Annotated in this window: 23 protein-coding genes and 1 other RNA gene; 20 read left to right on the forward strand and 4 right to left on the reverse strand. The window is 70.4% G+C overall.

Features of this window, described 5'->3' with window-relative positions; translation table 11 throughout:
- Window positions 1–16 precede the first annotated feature (16 nt).
- The 3 genes from OG241_RS34940 (at window position 17) to OG241_RS34950 (ending at window position 3,744) form a co-directional block, all read left to right on the forward strand.
- The gene (locus OG241_RS34940) at window positions 17–1,303 is read left to right on the forward strand and encodes a serine/threonine-protein kinase (protein WP_405821093.1); all 1,287 of its coding nucleotides are present in this window, start codon (window positions 17–19) and stop codon (window positions 1,301–1,303) included.
- 401 nt (window positions 1,304–1,704) lie between these two features.
- On the forward strand, window positions 1,705–2,811 hold the full coding sequence (gene prfB, locus OG241_RS34945; protein WP_405821094.1) for a peptide chain release factor 2: 1,107 nt from the start codon (window positions 1,705–1,707) through the stop codon (window positions 2,809–2,811).
- Between the two features lie 312 nt (window positions 2,812–3,123).
- Window positions 3,124–3,744, forward strand: coding sequence for a hypothetical protein (locus tag OG241_RS34950; RefSeq protein ID WP_405821096.1), 621 nt, complete (start codon window positions 3,124–3,126; stop codon window positions 3,742–3,744).
- Window positions 3,745–3,933: 189 nt separating this feature from the next.
- Here OG241_RS34950 and OG241_RS34955 read toward each other — a convergent pair whose 3' ends face one another.
- On the reverse strand, window positions 3,934–4,125 hold the full coding sequence (locus OG241_RS34955; RefSeq protein WP_405821097.1) for a hypothetical protein: 192 nt from the start codon (window positions 4,123–4,125) through the stop codon (window positions 3,934–3,936).
- 274 nt (window positions 4,126–4,399) lie between these two features.
- Here OG241_RS34955 and ftsE point away from each other — a divergent pair, with 274 nt between their 5' ends.
- From ftsE to OG241_RS34990, 7 genes are all read left to right on the forward strand, one after another.
- Complete coding sequence (ftsE, locus tag OG241_RS34960) at window positions 4,400–5,089, forward strand: cell division ATP-binding protein FtsE (RefSeq protein ID WP_405821098.1); 690 nt, start codon at window positions 4,400–4,402, stop codon at window positions 5,087–5,089.
- Between the two features lie 52 nt (window positions 5,090–5,141).
- Window positions 5,142–6,062 carry a permease-like cell division protein FtsX gene (ftsX, locus tag OG241_RS34965; protein ID WP_405821100.1) on the forward strand — a complete coding sequence of 307 codons (921 nt, stop codon included), beginning with the start codon at window positions 5,142–5,144 and terminating at the stop codon, window positions 6,060–6,062.
- A 67-nt stretch (window positions 6,063–6,129) separates the two neighbouring features.
- Window positions 6,130–7,305, forward strand: a complete 1,176-nt coding sequence (locus tag OG241_RS34970; protein ID WP_405821102.1) for a S41 family peptidase — start codon at window positions 6,130–6,132, stop codon at window positions 7,303–7,305.
- An 82-nt stretch (window positions 7,306–7,387) separates the two neighbouring features.
- Window positions 7,388–7,870: an SsrA-binding protein SmpB gene (gene smpB / locus OG241_RS34975; protein ID WP_405821104.1), complete on the forward strand. Its 483-nt coding sequence runs from the start codon at window positions 7,388–7,390 to the stop codon at window positions 7,868–7,870.
- A gap of 102 nt (window positions 7,871–7,972) precedes the next feature.
- Window positions 7,973–8,375: a transfer-messenger RNA gene (gene ssrA, locus OG241_RS34980) on the forward strand.
- 281 nt (window positions 8,376–8,656) lie between these two features.
- Window positions 8,657–13,117, forward strand: coding sequence for an RICIN domain-containing protein (locus tag OG241_RS34985; RefSeq protein ID WP_405821106.1), 4,461 nt, complete (start codon window positions 8,657–8,659; stop codon window positions 13,115–13,117).
- Window positions 13,114–13,857, forward strand: coding sequence for a hypothetical protein (locus tag OG241_RS34990; protein ID WP_405821108.1), 744 nt, complete (start codon window positions 13,114–13,116; stop codon window positions 13,855–13,857). Before OG241_RS34985 ends, OG241_RS34990 begins: the two co-directional genes overlap by 4 nt.
- Before the next feature lie 81 nt (window positions 13,858–13,938).
- Here the strand turns inward: OG241_RS34990 and OG241_RS34995 are convergent, their stop codons facing one another.
- A complete protein-coding gene (locus OG241_RS34995; RefSeq protein WP_405821110.1) occupies window positions 13,939–14,139 on the reverse strand; it encodes a DUF397 domain-containing protein in 201 nt (66 codons plus the stop codon).
- Window positions 14,140–14,147: 8 nt separating this feature from the next.
- Window positions 14,148–14,984, reverse strand: a complete 837-nt coding sequence (locus OG241_RS35000; RefSeq protein WP_405821112.1) for a helix-turn-helix domain-containing protein — start codon at window positions 14,982–14,984, stop codon at window positions 14,148–14,150.
- 224 nt (window positions 14,985–15,208) lie between these two features.
- On the opposite strand from OG241_RS35000, the gene OG241_RS35005 reads away from it, so the two are divergent.
- From OG241_RS35005 to OG241_RS35045, 9 genes are all read left to right on the forward strand, one after another.
- Window positions 15,209–15,637, forward strand: coding sequence for an ATP-binding protein (locus OG241_RS35005; RefSeq protein ID WP_405821114.1), 429 nt, complete (start codon window positions 15,209–15,211; stop codon window positions 15,635–15,637).
- Window positions 15,613–16,077, forward strand: a complete 465-nt coding sequence (locus tag OG241_RS35010) for a hypothetical protein (RefSeq protein ID WP_405821116.1) — start codon at window positions 15,613–15,615, stop codon at window positions 16,075–16,077. Before OG241_RS35005 ends, OG241_RS35010 begins: the two co-directional genes overlap by 25 nt.
- A gap of 19 nt (window positions 16,078–16,096) precedes the next feature.
- Window positions 16,097–16,468: a holo-ACP synthase gene (locus OG241_RS35015; RefSeq protein ID WP_405821117.1), complete on the forward strand. Its 372-nt coding sequence runs from the start codon at window positions 16,097–16,099 to the stop codon at window positions 16,466–16,468.
- Window positions 16,469–16,530: 62 nt separating this feature from the next.
- On the forward strand, window positions 16,531–18,006 hold the full coding sequence (locus tag OG241_RS35020) for an NAD(P)H-hydrate dehydratase (RefSeq protein ID WP_405821119.1): 1,476 nt from the start codon (window positions 16,531–16,533) through the stop codon (window positions 18,004–18,006).
- 114 nt (window positions 18,007–18,120) lie between these two features.
- A complete protein-coding gene (locus tag OG241_RS35025; protein ID WP_405821121.1) occupies window positions 18,121–19,014 on the forward strand; it encodes a L,D-transpeptidase family protein in 894 nt (297 codons plus the stop codon).
- A gap of 43 nt (window positions 19,015–19,057) precedes the next feature.
- Window positions 19,058–20,227, forward strand: a complete 1,170-nt coding sequence (alr, locus tag OG241_RS35030; protein ID WP_405821123.1) for an alanine racemase — start codon at window positions 19,058–19,060, stop codon at window positions 20,225–20,227.
- Window positions 20,228–20,386: 159 nt separating this feature from the next.
- Window positions 20,387–21,649: an alpha/beta fold hydrolase gene (locus tag OG241_RS35035; protein WP_405821124.1), complete on the forward strand. Its 1,263-nt coding sequence runs from the start codon at window positions 20,387–20,389 to the stop codon at window positions 21,647–21,649.
- Window positions 21,612–22,151: a tRNA (adenosine(37)-N6)-threonylcarbamoyltransferase complex ATPase subunit type 1 TsaE gene (gene tsaE / locus OG241_RS35040; protein WP_405821126.1), complete on the forward strand. Its 540-nt coding sequence runs from the start codon at window positions 21,612–21,614 to the stop codon at window positions 22,149–22,151. Before OG241_RS35035 ends, tsaE begins: the two co-directional genes overlap by 38 nt.
- A 131-nt stretch (window positions 22,152–22,282) precedes the next feature.
- Window positions 22,283–22,462, forward strand: a complete 180-nt coding sequence (locus OG241_RS35045; RefSeq protein ID WP_405821128.1) for a hypothetical protein — start codon at window positions 22,283–22,285, stop codon at window positions 22,460–22,462.
- Window positions 22,463–22,484: 22 nt separating this feature from the next.
- Here OG241_RS35045 and OG241_RS35050 read toward each other — a convergent pair whose 3' ends face one another.
- Window positions 22,485–23,039: a hypothetical protein gene (locus tag OG241_RS35050; protein WP_405821130.1), complete on the reverse strand. Its 555-nt coding sequence runs from the start codon at window positions 23,037–23,039 to the stop codon at window positions 22,485–22,487.
- 110 nt (window positions 23,040–23,149) lie between these two features.
- On the opposite strand from OG241_RS35050, the gene tsaB reads away from it, so the two are divergent.
- Entirely contained in the window at window positions 23,150–23,809 is a 660-nt protein-coding gene (gene tsaB, locus OG241_RS35055; RefSeq protein ID WP_405821132.1) for a tRNA (adenosine(37)-N6)-threonylcarbamoyltransferase complex dimerization subunit type 1 TsaB, read from the forward strand.
- Window positions 23,810–23,825 lie beyond the last annotated feature (16 nt).

A 23,825-nucleotide genomic window follows, 5' to 3' on the forward strand; every position in this document is an offset into this window, starting at 1 on the left:
GTCTGTAGGAGCAGTCTTGGCACGGAAGATCGGCAGCCGGTACACCGCCAACCAGATCCTGGGGCGGGGCAGCGCCGGCACGGTGTGGCTGGGCGAGGGGCCCGAGGGGCCCGTCGCCGTCAAGCTGTTGCGCGAGGACCTGGCGTCGGACCAGGAGCTCGTCGGACGCTTCGTGCAGGAGCGGACCGCGTTGCTCGGCCTCGAACATCCGAACATCGTGTCCGTACGGGACCTGGTGGTCGACGGCAACGACCTCGCGCTCGTCATGGACCTGGTGCGGGGTACGGACCTGCGCACCCGGCTCGACCGCGAGCGCCGGCTCGCCCCGGAGGCCGCGGTCGCGATAGTGGCCGACATCGCGGACGGCCTGTCCGCCGCACACGCCGCCGGGGTCGTGCACCGCGACGTGAAGCCGGAGAACGTGCTGCTGGACATGCAGGGCCCGCTGGGCCCCGGCGGCTCGCACCCCGCCCTCCTGACGGACTTCGGCGTCGCGAAACTCATCGACTCACCGCGGCGGACCCGGGCCACGAAGATCATCGGTACGCCGGACTATCTGGCGCCGGAGATCGTCGAGGGCCTGCCTCCGCGCGCGGCCGTCGACATCTACGCGCTGGCGACGGTCCTGTACGAACTGCTGGCCGGCTTCACACCCTTCGGCGGCGGCCACCCCGGCGCGGTCCTGCGCCGGCATGTCACGGAGACGGTGGTCCCCCTCCCGGGGATCCCCGAGGAACTGTGGCAGCTGCTCGTGCAGTGCCTGGCGAAGGCGCCGGCGTCGCGGCTGCGGGCGTCCGAGCTGGGGGCACGGCTGCGGGAGCAGTTGCCGTTGCTGGTGGGGATGCCGCCGCTGGACGTGGACGAGCCCGACTCGGAGGACGGGGAGGAGTCCGGCCAGGGGCAGGGCCAGGGCCAGGTCCAGGGTCACGGTTCGCGGGACGAGGCGTACGACGAGCTGGCCGTGCCGGCGGGGGAGCGGGTGCGGCGGGGTGCGGTGCCTCTGGTGCGGGGCGCCAAGCCGGACTCCAACCGGGACACGCACACGTCGATGAGGGTGCCGGGGCCGGACGAGCTGGCGGGCGGGGCGCTCGGTACGGCCCGTGTGCCGCGTCCGGTGGGTGCCGCGCGGCCCGGGTCGGCGCGGCACCGGGCCTCGGCGCGGCGGCGCAGGGTGACGTTGGGGGCGGCCGCGGTGGTGCTGGTGGCGGTGGCGGGGGTCGGTACGTGGGTGGCCGTGTCGGGCGACGACGCGGGGGCGACGCCGCCCCAGAACACGAAGAGCTCCGCACCGGCGACCCCGTGACCTTGGGGGCTGCCGCCCCCAGCCCCCCGCTCCGGCCCTGAACGGGCCTTGTCCTCAATCGCCGGACGGGCTGGAAATGCGGGCCTGCGTTGGAAGGGTGCCCCGGCGGACTGGAAATGCAGCCTGCGCTGGAAGGGCGCCCCGGCGGACTGGAAATGCAGCCTGCGCTGGATGGGTGCCGGGGCGGGCTGAGGGTGCGGGCCTGGGCCGGAGAGGTGGCGGTGGTGCCTGGGCTGGTCAGATGCGGTGAACGGGTGGGTGGGTGGGAAACAGGGTCGGGCGGAACCGGCCTCGTCCTCCATCCCAGGTCCGGCAGGACGAACCCCTGGCCGGAGCAGCCGTGCCGTCCCAGACCCGGCGCCGAAAGTCTGCCTCTCCGGCGGAGCCGTTACGCTGGTGTCGTGGCAGTCGTCGATGTATCCGAAGAGCTCAAGTCCCTCTCCTCGACCATGGAGTCGATCGAGGCCGTCCTGGACCTCGACAAGCTGAGGGCAGATGTCGTCGTGCTCGAGGAGCAGGCGGCAGCGCCGTCCCTGTGGGACGACCCGGAAGAAGCGCAGAAGATCACCAGCAAGCTCTCCCACCTCCAGGCGGAGGTGAGGAAGGCCGAGGCGCTGCGCGGACGGATCGACGATCTGAGCGTGCTCTTCGAGATGGCCGAGGAGGAGGACGACCCGGACACCCGCGCCGAGGCGGAGTCCGAGCTCACCTCCGTGAAGAAGGCCCTCGACGAGATGGAGGTCCGTACCCTCCTCTCCGGCGAGTACGACGCCCGTGAGGCCCTCGTCAACATCCGTGCGGAGGCCGGTGGCGTGGACGCCGCCGACTTCGCCGAGAAACTGCAGCGCATGTACCTGCGGTGGGCGGAGCAGAAGGGCTACAAGACCGAGATCTACGAGACGTCGTACGCCGAAGAGGCCGGCATCAAGTCGACCACCTTCGCCGTCACCGCGCCGTACGCCTACGGCACCCTCTCCGTCGAGCAGGGCACCCACCGGCTTGTCCGGATCTCGCCCTTCGACAACCAGGGCCGTCGCCAGACCTCGTTCGCCGGTGTGGAGATCCTGCCCGTCGTCGAGCAGACCGACCACATCGAGATCGACGAGTCCGAGCTGCGCGTCGACGTGTACCGCTCCTCCGGCCCCGGCGGCCAGGGCGTCAACACCACCGACTCCGCGGTCCGCCTCACCCACCTCCCCACCGGCATCGTCGTCTCCTGCCAGAACGAGCGCTCGCAGATCCAGAACAAGGCCAGCGCGATGAACGTGCTCCAGGCCAAGCTGCTGGAGCGCCGCCGCCAGGAGGAGCAGGCCAAGATGAACGCCCTCAAGGGCGACGGCGGCAACTCCTGGGGCAACCAGATGCGTTCGTACGTCCTGCACCCGTACCAGATGGTCAAGGACCTGCGTACGGAGTTCGAAGTCGGCAACCCCGAGGCCGTGTTCAACGGTGAGATCGACGGATTCATCGAAGCCGGAATTCGCTGGCGCAAGCAGCAGGAGAAGTAGCACCCCGCAGGAGCCGCCCGAAGAGCTCCTTGTCGACAAAGCAACCGCCGCCCACAGGGCGGCGGTTGTTCTGTGTCTGGGGATGTCTGGGTTTTACATCACACTCACAGGGTCCGATGTGCGGCAAGCGAGGAGCAAGAGGACATTGCGCGCGCAACGACCTTGACGTGCTCTTGGAAAATCGAAAAGGTAAGGCTCGGCATGCGTATCTCTGGGGCGCATGTGAACCGGGGGTGCTCACTGCCGCCCCTGTCGATCACGGCCCCGAGCGCAGCTCCACTGACGAATTCAGCTACTGGGGGTACCAGCCATATGACGAACAAGACGCGGATCCGGGTCGCGCGGATCGCGGCCGGAGCGGTGATTGCCGCCGGCGCGTCCTTCACCGCCGCCGGCATAGCCTCTGCCGACGAGTGCGACCTGGTCGTGATCTGCGCCGGCACGCCGAGCCCGGACCCGACCCCGACCGCGGACCCGACCGGTGTGCCGACCCAGCCGGACCCGGACCCGACGACGGCCGATCCCGAGCCCACTCTGCCCGACCCGGACCCGACCACGGCCATCCCGGAGCCCTCGGAGCCGGAGGAGCCCTCCACCGAGCCGAGCGAGCCGACCGACGAGGACCCGACCGACACTCCGTCCGACGACCCGACGGACGAGACCGGCACGGGCAACGGCGGCAGCGATGACGGCGGCAACAGCAACACCAACCCCGACGGTGGCTCGAACACCTCCGTGCAGGAGGAGGGCTCCTCGGCCCTCACCGACACGGGCTCGGAGACCGCGGCCCAGGGTTCGGGCGCCGAGCTCGCCGAGACCGGTGCCATGGAGACCGGTTTCCTGATCCTCGGTGCGGCCACGATGATCGCCGGCGGTGTCGCCTTCCGCGTCCTGCCGCGCCTCGTGGGTGGCCGTGGCGGCGCCGCAGCCTAGTAGCACCCGCCGTACCCGGTAGTAGTGGCGGTACGTACGCCTCGCGTACACACAAGGGCCCGGAGCTTCGTCGCTCCGGGCCCTTCGTGCGTCCTGCGTTTCTTCCCTGTGCCCTGTGCCCTGTGGTTCCCGTGGGCTGTTACCGGGTCGTCGTCGGCACCTCGCCGTGCCGTCGTGCCCGCGCCCCGGCTATGCCGTCTGGTGAGCCACCAGTGCCAGTGCCGCTATCAGCACCGCCAGCAGCGCGATCAGCGCCATCGGGTTCATGCCTGCGAACGGGCCCTCCTGTTGCAGCCGCTCGCGGTTGGCCCGGCAGACGGGACAGCGTCCCTCGCTCACGGGCGCCGCGCAGTTCGCGCACACCAATCGGTCGTACGTCATGCGCCTTGCCCTCCTTGCGCCGCTTCCACGTACACAACGCTTCCGGGAACGCAACCGTTCCCCACTCCACGCTCCACTGTGCCAGGTTCCGCGGATTTCGGCGCGGTTCGCCTTATCCTGCCCACCGCTCGCACGGGTCAGTCGAAGATCCGGGGCTGCCGTCGACCGTCATAAATGGGCACAACCCTTGCGCAAAGCACTCCGGCGCCTGCGCTCGCGTCCCCGGTTCGCGTATGGTCACGGTCACCTGCCCCCGATGGTCCGTGGTGTATCCGTGATCCGATTCGACAGCGTCTCCAAGGTCTACCCCAAGCAGAACCACCCCGCCCTCCGGGATGTCACCCTGGAGGTCGAGAAGGGTGAGTTCGTCTTCCTCGTCGGGTCCTCCGGCTCCGGAAAGTCCACCTTCCTTCGGTTGATCCTCCGCGAGGAGCGCGCCAGCCACGGTCAGGTGCACGTCCTGGGCAAGGACCTCGCGCGCCTCTCCAACTGGAAGGTGCCGCAGATGCGGCGCCAGCTGGGGACCGTGTTCCAGGACTTCCGGCTGCTGCCGAACAAGACGGTCGCCGAGAACGTCGCCTTCGCGCAGGAGGTCATCGGCAAGTCGAAGGGCGAGATCCGCAAGTCCGTGCCCCAGGTGCTCGACCTCGTCGGCCTGGGCGGCAAGGAGGACCGCAGGCCCGGTGAACTCTCCGGTGGTGAGCAGCAGCGCGTGGCCATCGCGAGAGCCTTCGTGAACCGGCCCAAGCTCCTCATCGCGGACGAGCCCACCGGCAACCTCGACCCGCAGACCTCCGTCGGCATCATGAAGCTGCTCGACCGGATCAACCGGACGGGCACGACCGTGGTGATGGCGACGCACGACCAGAACATCGTCGACCAGATGCGCAAGCGCGTCATCGAGCTGGAGAAGGGCCGTCTCGTCCGCGACCAGGCGCGCGGCGTCTACGGCTACCAGCACTGACGGTCAGTGACGTTTACGGTCCTTGGAGTTCCCGGAAAGGCTTGAGCTCGCCATGCGCGCCCAGTTCGTACTGTCGGAGATCGGTGTCGGTCTCCGTCGCAATCTGACGATGACCTTCGCCGTCATCGTCTCCGTCGCCCTGTCCCTCGCCCTGTTCGGCGGGTCGCTCCTGATGAGTGACCAGGTCAGCACGATGAAGGGCTACTGGTACGACAAGGTCAACGTCTCGGTGTTCCTCTGCAACAAGAGCGACGCCGAGTCCGACCCGAACTGTGCCAAGGGCGCGGTGACCAGCGACCAGAAGAAGCAGATCCTCGGCGACCTGGAGAAGATGGACTCGGTCGTGGAGAACGTCACGTACGAGTCCGCGGACGAGGCCTACAAGCACTACAAGGAGCAGTTCGGCGACTCCCCGCTGGCCAGTTCGCTCACCCCGGACCAGATGCAGGAGTCGTACCGGATCAAGCTCAAGGACCCGGAGAAGTACCAGGTCATCGCGACCGCCTTCGACGGGCGTGACGGTGTGCAGTCCGTGCAGGACCAGAAGGGCATCCTCGACAACCTCTTCGGACTGCTCAACGGCATGAACTGGGCCGCCCGGGCGGTGATGGCGCTGATGCTCGTCGTCGCGCTGATGCTGATCGTCAACACCGTGCGTGTTTCCGCGTTCAGCCGTCGGCGTGAGACCGGGATCATGCGGCTCGTCGGTGCCTCCGGGTTCTACATCCAGGCGCCGTTCATCATGGAGGCCGCCGTCGCCGGGCTGATCGGTGGCGGTGTCGCCTGTGCCTTCCTGCTCGTCGGGCGGTACTTCATCATCGACCACGGGCTGGCCCTGTCCGAGAAGCTGAACCTGATCACCTTCATCGGCTGGGACGCCGTACTCACCAAGCTTCCGCTCATCCTCGCGACGAGTCTGCTGATGCCCGCGCTGGCCGCCTTCTTCGCGTTGCGCAAGTACCTGAAGGTGTGACGCATGCCAAGGGGGCCGTTCGGACATCCGACCGTACGGCCCTTCGGCTTGTCCTAGACTCACCGGCATGTCGGGCCGAGCACTGTTCACCCAGCCCCGCCGTGCAGGCCGCGGGGCGGCTCTGACGTTGCTCTTCGCCAGTGTCCTGGTCGCCGGAGCGGCCACCGGCTCGTTCCCCGAGCCGGCCGAGCGCGAGACCGCCCCGGACCGGGCCCGTTCCGCCACCCCCGCAGGGCACCACGAGGACGTCGCCGAGGCCGCTGCGGCGGCCATGGCCGAGGGCAAGTCCCCCATGGAGGCCGCCGAGCGCGCGGTCAGCCGCAGCGGGGACCGCTGGGGAGCGGTGTACTCCCCGGGGGAGTACGAGGAGTTCGAGGAGGCCCTCGACGGCCGGTACACGGGCGTCGGACTGTGGGCGCGGCGCGAGCGGGACGGCCGTATCGAGGTCACCAGGGTGCGGTCCGGGTCGCCCGCCGACGGCGCCGGGATCCGTAGCGGAGACCGGTTGCGGAGTGTCGACGGCCACGCGGTCGACGGGCAGCCGGTCACCGAGGTCGTCTCCTTACTGCGCGGAGACGCGCAGGACGCCGCCGCCGGTACGACCGTCCGGCTCGGGCTGGAGCGCGGCACGCGCGCGTGGAGCGAGACCGTACGCCGGGCGCAGCTCTCCACGGACTCGGCGACCGTCCGCCGGGTCGCCGAGAGCAAGGTCACCGTCATCCGGGTCGCCGCCTTCACCAAGGGGGTCGGAGACGTGGTGCGCGACGCCGTACGGGACGCTCCGGCCCGCGCCGGGATCATTCTCGACCTGCGCGGCAACTCCGGCGGGCTGGTCACCGAGGCCGTCACCGCCGCCTCCGCCTTCCTCGACGGCGGCCTCGTCGCCACGTACGACGTCAACGGCGAGCAGCGTGCCCTGCACGCCGAACCGGGCGGCGACACCACCCGGCCGCTGGTCGCGCTGGTCGACGGCGGCACGATGAGCGCGGCCGAGCTGCTCACCGGCGCGCTCCAGGACCGTGGGCGGGCGGTCGTCGTGGGCTCCAGGACCTTCGGCAAGGGCTCGGTGCAGATGCCGAGCCGGCTGCCCGACGGCTCCGTCGCCGAGCTGACCGTCGGCCACTACCGCACTCCTTCGGGGCGTGGCGTCGACGGCGTGGGCCTCACGCCCGACCTCGACGCCGACCGGGGAGCACTGGAACAGGCGGAGACCGTGCTCAGCGGGCTGGGCGATCCCCTGTAGTCCTCTGGTCCCCCCCCTGGTCCCCTGGTCCTGGTAATCGACTTTCCTTTCAGCGCCCTCATGGTGCGAAAATGGCCGCACTATGGCTAAGGAAACAGGGCGCAAGCTGGTCGCCCAGAACAAGAAGGCGCGCCACGACTACGCCATCATCGACACCTACGAGGCCGGTCTGGTCCTCACCGGTACCGAGGTGAAGTCGCTGCGTCAGGGGCGGGCCTCGCTCGTCGACGGCTTCGTGCAGCTCGACGGGCACGAGGCGTGGCTGCACAACGTGCACGTGCCCGAGTACAGCCAGGGAACCTGGACCAACCACAGCGCCCGGCGCAAGCGGAAGCTGCTGCTGCACCGCGCGGAGATCGAGAAGCTGGAGTCGAAGTCGCAGGAGTCGGGTCACGCGATCGTGCCCCTCGCCCTGTACTTCAAGGACGGCCGGGCGAAGATCGAGATCGCGCTGGCGCGAGGCAAGAAGGAGTACGACAAGCGACAGACGCTGCGGGAGAAGCAGGACCGGCGCGAGACGGACCGGGCGGTCTCGGCGGTGCGGCGCAAGCAGCAGCACGCGTAGCGCCACGGGCAGCGGCACGGAATACGGTGGCATCGGCGTGCGTTGGTCACGTACGATGGCGACTGCACCCCACAGAGGGCGCACGTTTTGAAAAAACAACATGGGGATGATCGGTTTCGACAGCGGCTGTCGAAGCAGGTGAAGCGTGTCGAGGAAGCGGCCATGATCTCGTAAACCACAGGCCGAAAAAAATAATCGCCAATTCCAACAGCGATTCTCCCGCGCAGCAGTTCTCTCTCGCCGCCTGATTTCAGGTAGCGACGAGCCTGCTCCGCACTAATGGGAGTGTCAGCCCGGGAGTGTTCCCGACCCGGATCCTGGCATCAGCTAGGGGACTAAACCTTGATCCCGGTCACGGGGTGAAGAGGGAAATCTAACAGTGACTGAGCCCGTCGGCGACTTGTTCGCGTGATTGCCGGGGCTGAGAAAAGCACAGCGAACTGCACACGGAGAAGCCCTGATTCCGCACCGTTGGACGCGGGTTCGATTCCCGCCATCTCCACAATTCCCATGTTATGCAGTGCACGCAGTGTCAAAGGGCCCCGTCGCTTTCGAGCGACGGGGCCCTTTGCGTTCCGGGTGTTCCCGGCGTTCCCGCCCTCGCGTCGTCATACGGTTGTGTCTTGTGTGGGACGTGTGACATGTCTATGGTGATCCCGCGCGCCAGGCGGACCCGACCCGTTCGCCATCGCGCACATCAGACTGCGCACGGGGGAACCGCCGCCAGGTCTGCCTCTTCGGACGGGCAGGACAGGTGACCCCTGCCTGCATGTGTTCACGAGGGGGATGTTCTCTTTGTTGTTGCGAAGATCGACAACACGCTTCGCGCGTGTGGTTCCGGTCGTTCTCTCCATAGCCGTCCTGAGCGCGGTCGTCGCCAGGCCAGAGCTCGCCGCCCGGTACGCCGACGACACCGCGCCCGTGGCCGACGCCACCGACAGCTACGACGGATTCGACAGCGCCGCCGCGCAGCAACTGCGCCAGGACCAGTGCCTGATGGCCGACGCGCTGCGGCTCGGTGGCCCGGGCATGTTCACCACCGCGCAGGACGCGCTCAACCAGACCCCGGACAAGCTGCACACGGCGGCGAACCGCGAGTACTGGACCAGCACTCCGCTGGCGACGGCGTTCCAGCAGGACCGAGCCGCCGCCGACAAGGAGGGCACCGCCCTCCACGACCGACTCGACGTGTGGAAGAAGCCGGTGACGGGGTTGCCGACCCCGGGCGGATTCAAGAGCGTCGCGGACTTCCAGGACCCGCCGGGGCTGCCCGGCAGCGCGGAGAAGGACTTCTTCCAACAGACCGGTATCTCCCAGTGGATCTGGGCACAGTTCTGGAAGTCCGAGGACGATCTGTACGAGGATCCGACCCCGGCGGCCGACGCGGCCACGGTGACGGCCGTCAAGAACCTCGGTACCCCGCTCTACGGCACGAGCCCGTCCGGCTCGGATCCGAACTGGAAGCAGGCCTACGAGGAGCACCAGGCCTGGGACAACCTGGTCAACTGGAGCATGGAGCCGACGGGTTCGGACAACGCCCGGCTCTTCCTGGCGTCGGGCGGCTTCCCGCGTACGGCCGCCGAACCGGGCACTGTCGAGTACCGGCTCGCCGTCGAGGACCTGAAGACCCGGTTCGCGGCGTGCGGTTGGCGCGGGCCGGTCGACCCGAACAGGGTGCTCGGCAAGCAGGTCGCCGCTGCGTCGGCCGAGTGGCAGCAGGAGATCGCCGCCCAGGCAGTCCCTCGAAACCAGATCCTGACCGCCAACCGTGACGCGGTGAAGGCGCTCGCGGCCGGCTCGAAGGCGCTCGGCGAGATGCTGGGCCAGTCCTGGATCGCCGATCACCTGACCCGCTGGCAGAGCTACTGGTCCGCCGGTGGTCCCGGCTGGATCGGCACCAGCCCGATGGTCGTCCACGCGAACGGCGCCGCCGACAAGTGCCTCGAGGTCGCGGGCGCGGGCAAGACCAACGGCTCGATCGTGCAGATCTACACCTGCAACGGCGGCGCCGGGCAGAAGTGGCAGATCAGCGGCGACACACTCGTCAACGTCAACTCCGGCAAGTGCCTGGAGGTGAAGGGCGCCGGTACCGCCAACGGGACCGCCGTCCAGATCGGGACGTGCAGCGACAAGAACGCCGCCCAGAAGTGGCAGTACGACACCCACGCCACCACGCGGCTGTTCAACCCGGGCACCGGCAACTGCCTCGACCTCGCGTCGTACGCCAACAGCCGCGACGGCCGGATGTGGGACTGCACGGGCACCGTCCCGCAGAAGTTCGACATCACACCGTCCGGTCACCAGGGCACCGACGACCTGGACTACCCGGCGACGGCCACCTTCACCAAGGTGAAGGCGAGCATCACCGCCGCCCGCGCCGAGTCGACGAAGCAGCTCGCGGTGATCAACGCGCAGGCGGCCGCCGCGAAGAAGTCGGCCGCGGTGACGGACACGGCTCAGCAGGCGGCGTACGCGATCGCCGACCAGGCCGGTGCCCCCAGGGGCCGCGCGCTGCTGGTCGGTCTGCAGAAGGCGCAGGTCACGAAGGCGTCCTCGGCCGCGCTCGACGCGCTGGTGAAGGCCGGTGAGACCGCTGACGCGGCGACCCGTGCCGCCGCCGGCGACAGCGCGACCATCGCGGCCCGCGCGGTGACCCAGACAGCGGCCTCGAAGGCGGCGTTCCGTACGGCCGCCGCGCAGCAGGCCAGGGAGCAGGCGAAGGCCGCGGCCGACGCCGCCGCCGTACAGGCGCAGGCCGCGAAGACGGCCCGGGATCTCGCCAAGACGAAGCTCGTCGAGACGCAGGCGGCGGAGGCGGACGCGAAGGCGGCGGCTGCCGAGGCCCACGCGCAGCGGCTGAACGCGGAGAAGGAGGAGCTGACGGCGAAGGCGGAGAAGGAGACCGCCGCGCAGAAGCAGGCCGAGGCCGCGCAGCACCGGCAGAACGCCGAGGGGTACGCGACCGAGGCCAACAACGCGAAGGGCCGTGCCGAGGCGTCCGAGACGACGGCACGTGAGCGTCGTCAGGACGCGGAGGCGGCGCGGGACAACGCCAAGGGCAAGCGGGACGACGCGTGGGACGCCGAGAGCCGGGCCAACACGGCGCGCGCGAAGGCGGACGCGAAGGAGGCGTACGCCCAGGCGCACGACGCCGACGACCAGGCGACGGCGTCCCGGACGGCGGCCGACGCGGCTGGCGTGGCTGCCACGCAGGCGGAGTCGGCGGCGGCGTCGGCCCGTGGTGAGGCGAACGCGGCGACGCGGGCGGCGGCCGATGCCGACGCGGCGGCGACACGCGCGGAGGCCGCCGCCAAGCGGGCCCGTGCGGCTTCGGACGCGGCGAACGCGGCCAAGCTGCAGGCCGACGCGGCGGTCCGTACGGCGACGGCCTCGGCGGCCGACGCCATCAAGGCCTCGCAGGTCGCCGCCCAGGCGGCCAGTGCGGCGGTCCAGCTGGCCGACGAGGCCGAGAAGCACGCGCTGGAGGCGAAGGCGCACGCCGACGTGGCCAGGGCCGAGGCCGTCAAGGCGGTCGCGGGTGCGGCGGAGGCCGTCGGTCACGCGTACGCCACCGCGCAGGCGGCGGAGGATGCCCGCAACTCGGCGCAGCAGGTGGCCGCGCCGGCGAACGACGCGATCCAGCTCGGTTCGCCGTACGTCACGACGGACTCGGCGGCGGGACTCGCGGTCCTGACCGGTCAGTCGACGAAGACGATCGCCGAGCAGCAGGTGGCGGTCGCCGAGGCGCACGCAGCGAACGCGGCGCAGGTCGCGACGCAGGCGCAGAGCACCGCGAACGCGGCGACGGGCGACGCGAAGGCGGCCCTGGTGCTGGCCGGCGAGGCCGCCGGGTTCGCGGCGCAGGCCCGCAAGTCGGCCAAGGAGGCGCTGGGTTACTCGGCCGAGGCGGCGACGTACGCGGCCGAGGCACAGAAGTCGCTGGCCCGCACCATCGAGTACGACCAGCAGGCGACGCAGGACGCGGCAGCGGCCGACAAGGCGGCGGGCCGGGCCGAGGGCTACGCCAAGGACGCCCGCGCCTCCGCCGACCAGGCGGCCCTGGACGCGGCAGCGGCCCGCCAGGCGGCCTCGGAGGCCGAGCAGGCGGCGAAGGACGCCCGCGCGGCGGCCACCCGGGCGGACGCGGAGGCGACACTCGCGGAGGAGGCGGCGAAGGACGCGCAGAAGTACGCGGACTCGGCGCAGGAGGCGGCCGACCAGTCGGAGCGCAACGACGCGAACAAGCAGGTCTCGACGGGCGCCGGCTCCGGAATCGACGGTGTCTTCTACGTCATCGACAAGATGACCGACGCGGCACCGGCCGAGCAGCTCAACCAGTGCGACTACGTGCCCCAGGGCTGCACGGTGACGTACCAGCTGCACCTCAACCTGACGGTCAGTTACTACTACTGCGCCAACCCCGATGTCCCCGCCACCGAGACGGGCTGTCCCAAGGCGGACTGGGTATTCCTCGACACGAAGTCGTTCGAGAACCAGGACCAGAAGTGGACCCACCACTTCAGCTTCGGGGACATCACCCGGATCGGCTGGCAGGCACTCTTCGGTGAGAAGGCCGGCGCGATCCTGTACGAGATCGTGCTGGGTGACGTCGCCAAGTGCTACCACGGCGACAAGTCCAGCTGTGCCTGGGCTGCCACGCTCGTCATTCCGCAGTCGATGTTCACGAAGCTCGCGGAGGCGGTCAAGCTCGCCGAAGGCGTGGAACTGGCTGTCAAAACCGGTGAGAACGCCGCACAGATACTCGCGGATCTGAAGAAGATCTACGGGGAGACAGGCGCCCTCGATGTCGCCAACGCCACCAGCGCGGCGGGCATGGGGCTGCGTGTCGCGACCGCGGTGGCCGAACGGGCGAAGATCGCCCGGGGTGCCCTTGACGCAAAGCTGCTGGACAAGCTCAAGGACGCCGGCGTCAAGATCGACAGGGCGAACACGATCTGGGTCATCAACTACGCCAAGCCCGGTGTGCCCATCGCCTGGCTCGAGAAGGGCACCGTCAACGCGGGCCTGACCCACATCATGTTCCGGCACGCGGGAGAGTTCGCGAACGCGGGAGTCCGGCTGGAGGACATCCCGACCCTCGTGCAGAAGGCACTGACCGAGGGCACGAGGGTCGGCACCCAGGGAGCCGGCAGGCCGATCCTGGAAGTCACCTTCAACGGCAAGGTCCAGCGCGTGGCCGTTAGCGTGGGCGACAACGGATTCGTGATCGGAGCGAACATCGCATGACCCTCGCAGAACCGCGGCACCTGCTGGTGCAGGCACGGGGCGAACCGTCTCCGCTGTACGAGACGGAAGATCCCTGGGCCTACGACGACCTCGGCGCCTTCACCCGTTCCGTCCCGCTGGACGACGAGCGGCTGCTCCTCCCGGTGGAGCTGACGGAGGCGTTGCGTTCCTGGTCGGCGGCCCGTCCTCCGGAGGGTTTCGCCGCGCGCCCGGACCTGCGCGGGCACGTCAAGCGGGGACTCGCGCTCGCCCAGCGGCTGGCCAAGCAACTCGGGCCGACGTGGTCGGTGCGGTTCTGGGACGAGCAGCACGGTACGGCGAAGTGGCTGTGCTGGGGCTGCGACCGGCTCCACTGGGAGCGTGACAGCCATGGCACGCCTCCGCACCCGGTCGACCTCACGGTCGAGGGTGAGTTCAAGTTCGGTCCGCTGCGCTCGGAGGGGTTCGGGGACTTCTTCCCGGATGATCCGTCCGCAGCGCTTGCCTTGTCCGACGGCCTTGTCACCCACCTGTACGAGTGGGCGCGGTCCATCGACACCACGGTGAACCTCGACTTGCGGGACCGGGTCGAAGGCAAGTACGACGACGCGTGGGAGCGGCTGTTCCGCGAAGGGGCGGAGCTGGCGAGGCGTGTCGCGCACGAGGTGGGCCCGGAGCGGACAGTGACCTACAGGGGCGTGGCCCATGGTGGTCTGGCCGCACTGACGTCGGTCAGCTGGCGAGGGGACCGTCAGGTGTAGCGGCACGTGCTGGCGTGCGTTGGCTGTGGCCGGTGGGGCGGGGAGGAATCATGAACCTCCGCTTCACCGGCCACGCCGTATTCAGCGGGGTGAAGAGGCCTGCCCAGGGGGCGACTTGAGGGCGCCGAGGAAGGGGGCGAAGGCGGCGGGCTGGAAGGTGAGGGTGCGGGCGGTCGGGGCTTTGGAGTCGCGGATGGCTGTGTGGGTGGGGGAGTTGGCTATCTCCACGCACTCGTTGCCGTCGCCCTCGCCCGAGTAGGACGACTTCCGCCAATTGTCCACGGGATGCCTCACAGCTCATTCGCCAGCTTGTGGATGAAGTCACGCGACTGTTCGGGTTCGAGTGCCGCCACCTCCACTGTACGGAAGCCTGTTCGGTAGGTGCTGAGCTGAGCTTCGGAATCGATGAACATCGAGCCATGGGGTGCGTCACGGACGACTGTGTCGAGCTTGGGTACGGGGCCGCCCACGTACGTCATCGTGCTTGAGGCTTTGGCGAAGCCGTCCAGGTCGAAGGGGATGACACGCAAGGTGACGTGATCTGCTTCCGACAGCTCCAGAAGCTTGGCGAGTTGGGACTTCGATCCCGCGCGGTCGCTGACCCTGATTCGAAGCGCGGCCTCATGAATCACCACTTCGTAGGGGATCGCGATCTCCTGGCGCGCCATGCGGTGCCTGATGCGCAACTCAAGCTCATCGTGGGTGAGTTCGGACAGTCTGGACGAGAAGACGGCACGTGCGTACTCCTCAGTCTGCAGTAGGCCCGGCACGTACAGGATTGCCACATGTCGCTGGAACTTGGCGTGGTGCTCCAGCTCGGAGAGGTCCAGGAACGGCGTAGGTAGCAGACCCCGGTACTCCTCCCACCAGCCGCGCGTCCGGCTGGTGGCCATAGCGACCAGGGCCCGGATGAACTCCTCGTCCGTACAGGCGTAGTGGGACGCCAGACGGCGAAGTCGCTCTTCACTCACGCCTGTGAGTCCGGACTCGATGTGACTGATCTGGACGCGACCCGTCCCGAGCAGCGCCGCTGCCTCCGTGGCGCTGAGCCCTGCTGCCTCGCGGAGCCTGCGCAGTTCGGTCGCCAGGCGCAATTGGCGTGCGGTTGGTTCGCGCCTCAGGACCATGGCTTGCTCCTTGGTTCAACACGATTGCTGGTGCGGCTCGTTCGAGGTCAGATTACGCGACCAGCTTGAACTGGATGACATCTTAGGTCTACCGTCGGTGACGCGACGCGCACTCTGCGAAACGCCGGGATCCCCGGAAGCGCACCACTCCGTCCTGCCACGACGGCTGCGGCATGCCACCGCCCGCCCGACCGCGACCCCCATCACCGAACGGGAGTTGACGCATGCCCGCATTCGAGAAGGAAACCGACCCCGAGTCCTGGGAGTACTCCCTCTACATCCCCAACGACCCCCGCGCCGTCACCGTCAGCCGCCGCACCCTCCGTCTGATCCTGACCATGCACGGACTCATCGGCCTCGTCGACACCGCCGAACTCCTCGCCGCCGAGCTGGTCGGCAACGCCGTACGGCATACCAAGGGCCCCGCCGCCCTACGCGTCCGCTGGTCGGCTGGCGTGCTGCGGATCGGGGCCTGGGACGCGGACCCCCGACCGCCGGAGCCGCCACGGGAGTTGGAACAGCTCGTCGAGTCGGAGGACGGGCGCGGGCTCGGGATGGTGCGGGCCTGTGCCGACCTATGGGGGTGGCAACCGCTGAGCCGGTTCGGGAATCGTGGGAAATTCGTGTGGTGCGAGCTGCGGGCCGCCGCGTGATGCGCCCGGACCTGGAAGAGGAAGTCTCCGGTATCGCCACGGGGCTTGTGGCGGCCATGGCTCTGGCGGGTCTTTCGCCCGACAGCGCCATGGCCGAACTCCACCGCCGGCTCAAGGAGATCCTCGAACGGGACGGGTTGCCGCCCGGAGAGATCGCGTATCTGCGGGGAAAGATCGAGAACTGGCCGCCGGGATACGCCGAGCAGTGGGCCATCGGCTACGCGCACGGCCTGGCGGAGGGGAAGGCCAGGACGATTCTGACCGTGCTGGAAGTAAGGCGGCTCCCCGTCTCCGGCGACATCCGCGACCGCGTCACCACCTGCGCCGACCTTGCCCGCCTCGACGACTGGCTCGACCGCGCCGGCACGGCGGAGTGCGTGGCGGACGTGTTCGCCGGGGACCCGGAGGTTGTGCCGGGTGCTGCTCCTGAACAGGGCTGACGGATCGTAGAGTGCCCGGATGAGCATTATCGGAGTCGGGATCGACGTCGCCGAGATCGAGCGGTTTCGGGCCTCGCTTGAGCGGACGCCTGGGCTGGCGCAACGGCTGTTTCTGGAAAGCGAGTTGCTGTTGCCCAGTGGGGAGCGGCGTGGGGTCGCCTCGCTTGCCGCTCGGTTTGCCGCGAAGGAGGCGGTCGCCAAGGCGCTGGGTGCTCCGGCCGGGCTGCTGTGGACGGACGCGGAGGTCTGCGTCGAGGACAGTGGGCGGCCCTGGTTGCGGGTGACGGGGACCGTGGCCGCGCGCGCGGAGGAACTCGGGGTGCGTTCGTGGCATGTGTCGCTCAGTCATGACGCGGGGGTGGCTTCCGCCGTGGTGGTGGCCGAGGGGTAGGCCCACCTTGTAGAGGCAGGGCTCGGCGGGCCGGGTCGTCGGTCGTGCGGGAGACTCGGACCATGCGAACTGCGTACGGCGTGGAGACGGTACGGGCGGCCGAGCATGAGCTGATGGCACGGTTGCCGGAGGGTGCGCTCATGCAGCGCGCGGTGGCCGGACTGGCTGTCGCCTGCGGTCAGTTGATGGGGCGGGTCTACGGCACCCGGGTCGTCCTGCTCGTCGGCAGCGGCGACAACGGCGGCGACGCCCTGTACGCCGGGGCCAGGCTCGCCCGGCGTGGAGCGGGCGTCACGGCGGTGCTGCTCGCCCCGGAGCGCACGCATGCCGGGGGGCTCGCGGCGTTGCGGGCAGCGGGCGGGACGGCGGTTTCCGAGTCTGGTGTTGCCGAGGGTGCGATCCGGCGCGCCGACCTCGTCGTTGACGGCATCGTCGGGATCGGGGGGCGGGGCGGGCTGCGGGGTGATGCCGTGGCGTTGGTGGACGTCGTGCGGGAGGTGGGGGTCGCCGTTGTCGCCGTCGATCTGCCCAGCGGGGTCGACGCCGACAGTGGTGAGGTGTCCGGGGCGGCGGTCCGGGCCGATCTGACCGTGACCTTCGGGACCCACAAGCCGGGGCTGCTCATCGATCCGGCGCGTGAGTACGCCGGGACCGTGCGGCTCGTCGACATCGGGCTCGGGGAGGTCCTTCCCGAGCGGGCCGCGCTGGAGGCGTTGCAACACGCGGACGTCGCCCGGCTGTTGCCGGTGCCCGGTGTCGAGAGCGACAAGTACCGGCGGGGCGTCGTCGGCATCGCGGCCGGCTCGGCGCGGTATCCGGGGGCCGCCGTGCTCGCCGTCGCGGGGGCGCTGCGGGGCGGAGCCGGAGCCGTACGGTACGTGGGGCCGGCCGCCGACGCGGTGATCGCCCGCTTTCCCGAGGTGCTCGTGTCCGACCAGGGGCCGCACAGGGCGGGGCGCGTCCAGGCGTGGGTCGTGGGGCCCGGGGCCGGGGAAGACGCCGCCACGGTCGCGGAGGTGCTGGAGGCGGACGTACCCGTGCTGATCGACGCGGACGGGCTGCGGCTGGCGGACCGGGACGCGGTGCGGGGGCGTACCGCGCCGACGCTGATGACCCCGCACGCCGGGGAGGCCGCCGCGCTGCTCGGCGTGGGGCGCGGAGAGGTGGAGGGAGGCCGGTTGTCGGCCGTGCGTGAGCTTGCCGCCCGGTATGGGGCGACCGTGCTCCTCAAGGGCTCCACCACGTTGATCGCCGATTCGGCGGGGGGTTCGGAGAGGGGTGCTGTGCGGGTGAACTCGACCGGCACCGGGTGGCTTGCCACCGCCGGCAGCGGAGATGTGCTGTCGGGGCTGTGCGGGTCGCTGCTGGCGGCGGGGCTCTCGGCGATGGACGCGGGGAGTGCGGGGGCGTATCTGCACGGGCTGGCCGGGAGGCTGGCGGCCGAGGGGGCGCCGGTGGGGGCGCAGGATGTGGCGGAGGGGGTGCGCAGGGCCTGGCAGGACGTTCGGGACGGGCGGCGGGGTGCTCGGGGCCTCTGAGGCGCACCGGCGGGCCACGTACGGTCGGGTCACGCACCGCCGGGTGACGCACGGTCGGGTGACCCCGCCGCGCGGCTGACCCAGGCGGCGTCAACCCCGCGTTCTCCTGATCGCATGATCAGTACTCGACCGTTCGTGCTCCGAGGGCTCACCGCGCTGCTTGTCGCAGTGGCCGTGCTGCCCGTCGGCCCCGCCGTGGCGGATCCCGTGCCGTCACCCGCCCCCGGCCCCGAGGGCGTCCTCGTCCCCGGCGTACCCCCCGCTCCCTCCCAGCCCTGGACCTTCGACACCCCGGACCAGCTGCTCGCGCCGCGGGTGTACACGCCGACCCGCAAGGAGGACGCCGTCGAGCCGGCCGAGGCCGAGCGGGGGACGTATGACCTCATCGAGTACGTACCCCTCCAGGAAGCCGCCCGGAAAGTGGCCTGCTCCAAGCTGGCCGGGCCCTACCAGCGGCAGGTCGAGTTCTGGCTGAAGCTGAAGGTGGACGGCAAGCAGTCCGCCGCCGACTGTCGGGCCATCCGCGCCTTCCAGCGCAAGTACAAGATCAAGCCGGACAGCGGATTCGCCGGGCCCGTCACCTGGTCGCGTATGCAGCTGCTGTCCGCGCGGAAGAATCCGAACGCGGCTCGAAAATGCCCCGTACGGACCTACCGCGTCGCCTGTGTCGATCTCGGGCGGCAGCTGACCTGGGTGCAGAAGGGGAAGAAGGTCGTCTACGGACCCGTGCCCGTCCGGACCGGGCGGGCCGCCTATCCGACGCGTGGCGGGTGGCACAAGGTGTACTGGAAGCACAAGAACCACCATTCGACGCTCTACGACACCCCTATGCCCTACGCCCAGTTCTTCAGCGGCGGCCAGGCCTTCCACGCCGTCTACGGCAGCATCTACACCACCGTCGGCTCCATGGGCTGCGTCAATATGCGGCTCGCCGACGCCCGTACCCTCTGGGGCGTACTGAAGACCGGCGACCGGGTGTTCGTATGGGGACGACGGGCCGCGGGGTAGCCGCGGGTGTGCTCCGCGGTCCCTCTGAGACACTGGGGGCGCCATGAGTGAGACAGCAGCCCCGCCGCGCGCCGCCCTGCGAGCCCGCGCCGAGATCGACCTGGCCGCCCTGCGGGCCAACGTACGGACCCTGCGTGCCCGCGCGCGCGGGGCGGCCCTGATGGCCGTCGTCAAGTCCGACGCGTACGGCCACGGGGCGCTCCGGTGTGCTCGCGCAGCCGTCGAGGCGGGTGCCGAGTGGCTCGGCACCGCCACCCCGGAGGAGGCCCTCGCCCTGCGGCGGCCGGACTCCGGGATTCCCCGCCATGTCCGGGTCATGTGCTGGCTCTGGACGCCGGGCGGGCCGTGGCAGGAGGCCGTCGAGGCCGACATCGACGTGTCCGTGGGCGGGATGTGGGCCCTGCGCGAGGTGGTCGAGGCCGCTGCCGCCGCCCGGCGGCCCGCCCGTGTCCAGCTGAAGGCCGACACCGGGCTCGGCCGCGGCGGCTGTCAGCCGGGGGACGACTGGTGCGCGCTCGTCGCCGCCGCGCTGCGCGCCGAGCGGGACGGGCTGATCCGCGTCACCGGGCTCTGGTCCCACCTCGCCTGCGCCGACGAACCCGAACACCCCTCCATCGACGCCCAGCTCACCTGCTTCCACGACATGGTCGCGTACGCCGAACGGCACGGACTGCGGCCCGAGGTGCGGCATCTCGCCAACTCGCCCGCCGTGCTCAGCCGTCCGGACACGCACTTCGACCTCGTGCGGGCGGGGATCGCCGTGTACGGCATCTCGCCCAGCCCGGAGATCGGCACCTCCGCCGACCTCGGCCTTCGCCCGGTGATGACGCTGGGCGCCTCACTCGCGCTGGTCAAGCACGTACCGGGCGGCCACGGCGTCAGTTACGGGCACCACTACGTCACCCCCGGCGCCACCACCCTCGGCCTCGTCCCCGTCGGCTACGCGGACGGCATCCCGCGCCACGCCTCCGGCACCGGCCCCGTCCTGATCGGCGGCAAGTGGCGGACCGTGGCCGGGCGGGTCGCCATGGACCAGTTCGTCGTCGACCTGGGGGGCGACGAGCCCGAGGCGGGCGCGGAGGTCCTGCTCTTCGGACCAGGTGACCGGGGTGAGCCCACCGCCGAGGACTGGGCACAGGCGGCCGGGACGATCGCGTACGAAATCGTCACCCGCATCGGAACCCGGGTGCCACGCGTGTACGTGAATGAGTAACAAGAGGGTGGTCGGGGGTAGTCGCCGGTAGGGCTCTTGGGCCCGGAGGCACGAGTAACCCCGGCACCACCGGCACCACTCCGCCTCCCCCTTACCCCGTAAGTCCCACCCCGTCAGTCTTACCCGTCAGTTCAGTGGATCTCCAGCGAGGAGCGGTACGTGAGCGAGAGCAGTGCGGAGGTCGTCGCGAGCGCCGCCACCGCGGCCGTGGCCTCTGCCGCGCAGGTGACGAGCGGGGGCTGGCGCCGGGCGACCGGCATCGCGGGCGTCGCCATAGGGGTGGTCGCCGCCGGCGCCGCCGCGGGTGTCGCCGTCGAGCGGCTCACCGTGGGGCGCGGTATGCGCGAGAGGGCGCGGCTCGTGCTCGACTCGGCGGGCCCTTACGGCGCGCTGCGCGGCACCCCGGGCAAGGCGTACGCCGAAGACGGCACCGAGTTGTACTACGAGGTCGACGACGTCGACCCGGCGGCCGCGTCCGCCCTCACCCCGCGTCGGCGGCGGCTCTTCGGGCGCAAGGCCCCGGCCCCCGTCACCGTCGTCTTCAGCCACGGCTACTGCCTCAACCAGGACTCCTGGCACTTCCAGCGGACCGCCCTGCGCGGTGTCGTGCGCACCGTGTACTGGGACCAGCGCAGCCATGGGCGGTCCGGACGCGGGGTCGCTCAGCTGGGCGACGGGACGCCCGTCTCCATCGACCAGCTCGGGCAGGACCTGAAAGCCGTCCTCGACGCCGCCGTGCCCGAGGGGCCGATCGTGCTCGTCGGGCACTCCATGGGCGGGATGACCGTCATGGCCTTCGCCGACGAGTACCCGGACGTCGTACGGGAGCGGGTCGTCGGGATCGCCTTCGTGGGTACGTCGTCGGGGCGGCTCGGCGAGGTCAACTTCGGGCTGCCCGTGGCGGGCGTGAACGCCGTCCGGCGGGTGCTGCCCGGTGTGCTGAAGGCGCTGGGGCAGCAGGCCGAGTGGGTGGAGCGGGGGCGGCGGGCCACCGCCGATCTCTTCACCGGCATCATCAAGCGGTACTCGTTCGCGTCGCGGGACGTCGATCCCGCCGTCGCCCGGTTCGCCGAGCGGATGATCGAGGGCACGCCCATCGATGTCGTCGCCGAGTTCTACCCGGCCTTCACCGAGCACGACAAGACCGAGGCCCTCGCCCACTTCAGGGACCTGCCCGTACTGGTGCTGGCCGGGGTCGGGGACCTCGTCACGCCGAGCGAGCACAGCGAGGCCATCGCCGACCTGCTGCCGGACGCCGAGCTGGTCCTCGTGCCGGACGCCGGTCACCTGGTGATGCTGGAGCACCCGGAGGTGGTCACCGACCGGCTCGCCGACCTGCTCACCCGCGCGGGCGCCGTGCCCGCAGGGGCTACGGTTTCCGGTTATGGAAGCACCAGCAGCAGCGCACGACGGCCCGGCTGAGTCCCCCGCGTGCCCCACGTCCTCCCTGTCGTCCGAGCTCACCGTCAACTCACCCGACGAGATGCGGGAGTTGGGCCGCAGGCTCGCCAAGATGCTTCGGGCCGGCGACCTCGTCATGCTCACCGGTGAGCTGGGCGCGGGCAAGACGACGCTGACGCGCGGACTCGGCGAGGGGCTCGGGGTCCGGGGCGCGGTCACCTCGCCCACCTTCGTGATCGCCCGCGTCCACCCCTCCCTGGGCGAGGGGCCGCCGCTCGTCCACGTGGACGCGTACCGGCTGGCCGGCGGTCTCGACGACATGGAGGACCTCGACCTCGACGTCTCGCTGCCCGAGTCCGTCATCGTCGTGGAGTGGGGCGAGGGCAAGGTCGAGGAGCTGACCGACGACCGGCTGCATCTCCTCATCCACCGGGCTGTCGGAGACACCACGGACGAGGTGCGGCACGTCACCCTCACGGGGGTGGGGGAGCGGTGGGCGACGGTTGACCTGAGTGCCGTGTGAACGTTCGCGTGAATGTTCCGACAATCCGTCGGCAAGATGTTGCGTCGGGTGTGGCGCCCGTGGTCACATGGTATCCAGCTCGTAGTTAGGTTTACCTAACTACGTCCGCCCCCGGACCTCAGGAGGCGTCCATGTCGGCTACCGGGAACACGAGCGCGAGCATGAGCACGAACGCGCCCGAGCCGAAGCGGAACGCGGTCCCCGGGGTGTCCATGCGCGATCTGCTGGCGTCCTGTGCCGCCGCCCGCGCGATCTCGACACCGCCGCGCCCGCCCGAGGTGTCCCTCCGGCGGCAGCCGGAAGCCGCCTAGCCCGTTCAGTCGCCTGACCCGTTCAGCGGATCACGACGACCTTCTCGCCGATCATCGCGAACTCCCACATCGCGTCCCCGTCCGACCGGGTCTCCCGGATGCCCCCCGTGCGCATCTCCGGGTCGACCTCCGGAGCCGGACCGTCCAGCGCGGCGCTGAAGCCGATGGCCACGCCGTCCACGCCCGTGAACCGCACGACGTGCTCGATGGGGGTGCCGTCGGTCCCCGTGATCGAGTTCGAGCGGGAGGTGACCAGGTAGCTGCCCGGTGCCGGATCGACATTGCCGGGCGTGACGGTGAACGAGCGGCGCGCCCTGCCGTCCGTGCCGACCAGCCAGACCCGGTCGTCCTCCAGGGAGTACACGACCCGCCTGCCCGCACCGGAACCGGTCGGCAGCGCCCCCGGGTGCCGGGTGTCCCGGGGGGCCTTCGAGGTGGTCACCGGCGTCGAGGAGGACACGCGCTCGGCGCCCGGACGCAGGGGGACGTTCGCCGAGGCCTGGTAGGCGAGGAAGCCGACCCCGGCGAGAGCCGCCATGGTGAGCCCGGCCACGAATCCCGAGCTGCTCCTGGTCACCAGCGCCCACCTCTTCGTCTCGTACGTCCCGTTTTGCGGTGACGGTAGCAGCAGTCGTACCGCCGACCGGAGCGGCCGTACGGGGGGCGCGGGCGCCGTAGGCTGTTCGCGTGCTCTTGCTCGCTCTGGATACCGCCACTCCGGCCGTCACGGTCGCCCTGCACGACGGGACGGCCGTCGTCGCCGCGTCGAGCCAGGTCGACGCGCGCCGGCACGGGGAACTGCTGCTGCCCGCCGTCGACCGGATCCTCGCCGAGGCGGGCACGGGCCTCGACGCCGTCACCGGCGTCGTCGTCGGCATCGGCCCCGGCCCCTACACCGGGCTGCGCGTCGGCCTGATGACCGCTGACACCTTCGGACTGGCGCTCGGCGTCCCCGTCCACGGCGTCTGCACACTGGACGGCCTCGCGTACGCCGCCGACGTCCCGGAGGGCAGCCCCTTCGTCGTGGCGACCGACGCCCGCCGCAAGGAGGTCTACTGGGCGCGCTACAGCGACTCCCGTACGAGGGTGACCGAGCCGTCCGTCGACCGGCCGGCGGACATCGCCGACCAGGTCGCGGGCCTGCCTGCCGTCGGCGCGGGTGCCCTGCTCTACCCGGACACCTTCCCGAGCGCGCACGGGCCCGAGCACGTCTCCGCCGCGGCCCTCGCCTCGCTGGCCGCCGAACGGCTGGCGGCGGGCGTCGAACTGCCCGAACCCCGGCCCCTCTACCTGCGCCGCCCGGACGCCCAGGTCCCCAAGAACTACAAGGTGGTCACCCCCAAGTGACGACTGCCGTGCTGCG

Source organism: Streptomyces sp. NBC_01390 (assembly GCF_045040105.1).
GTDB lineage: Bacteria > Actinomycetota > Actinomycetes > Streptomycetales > Streptomycetaceae > Streptomyces.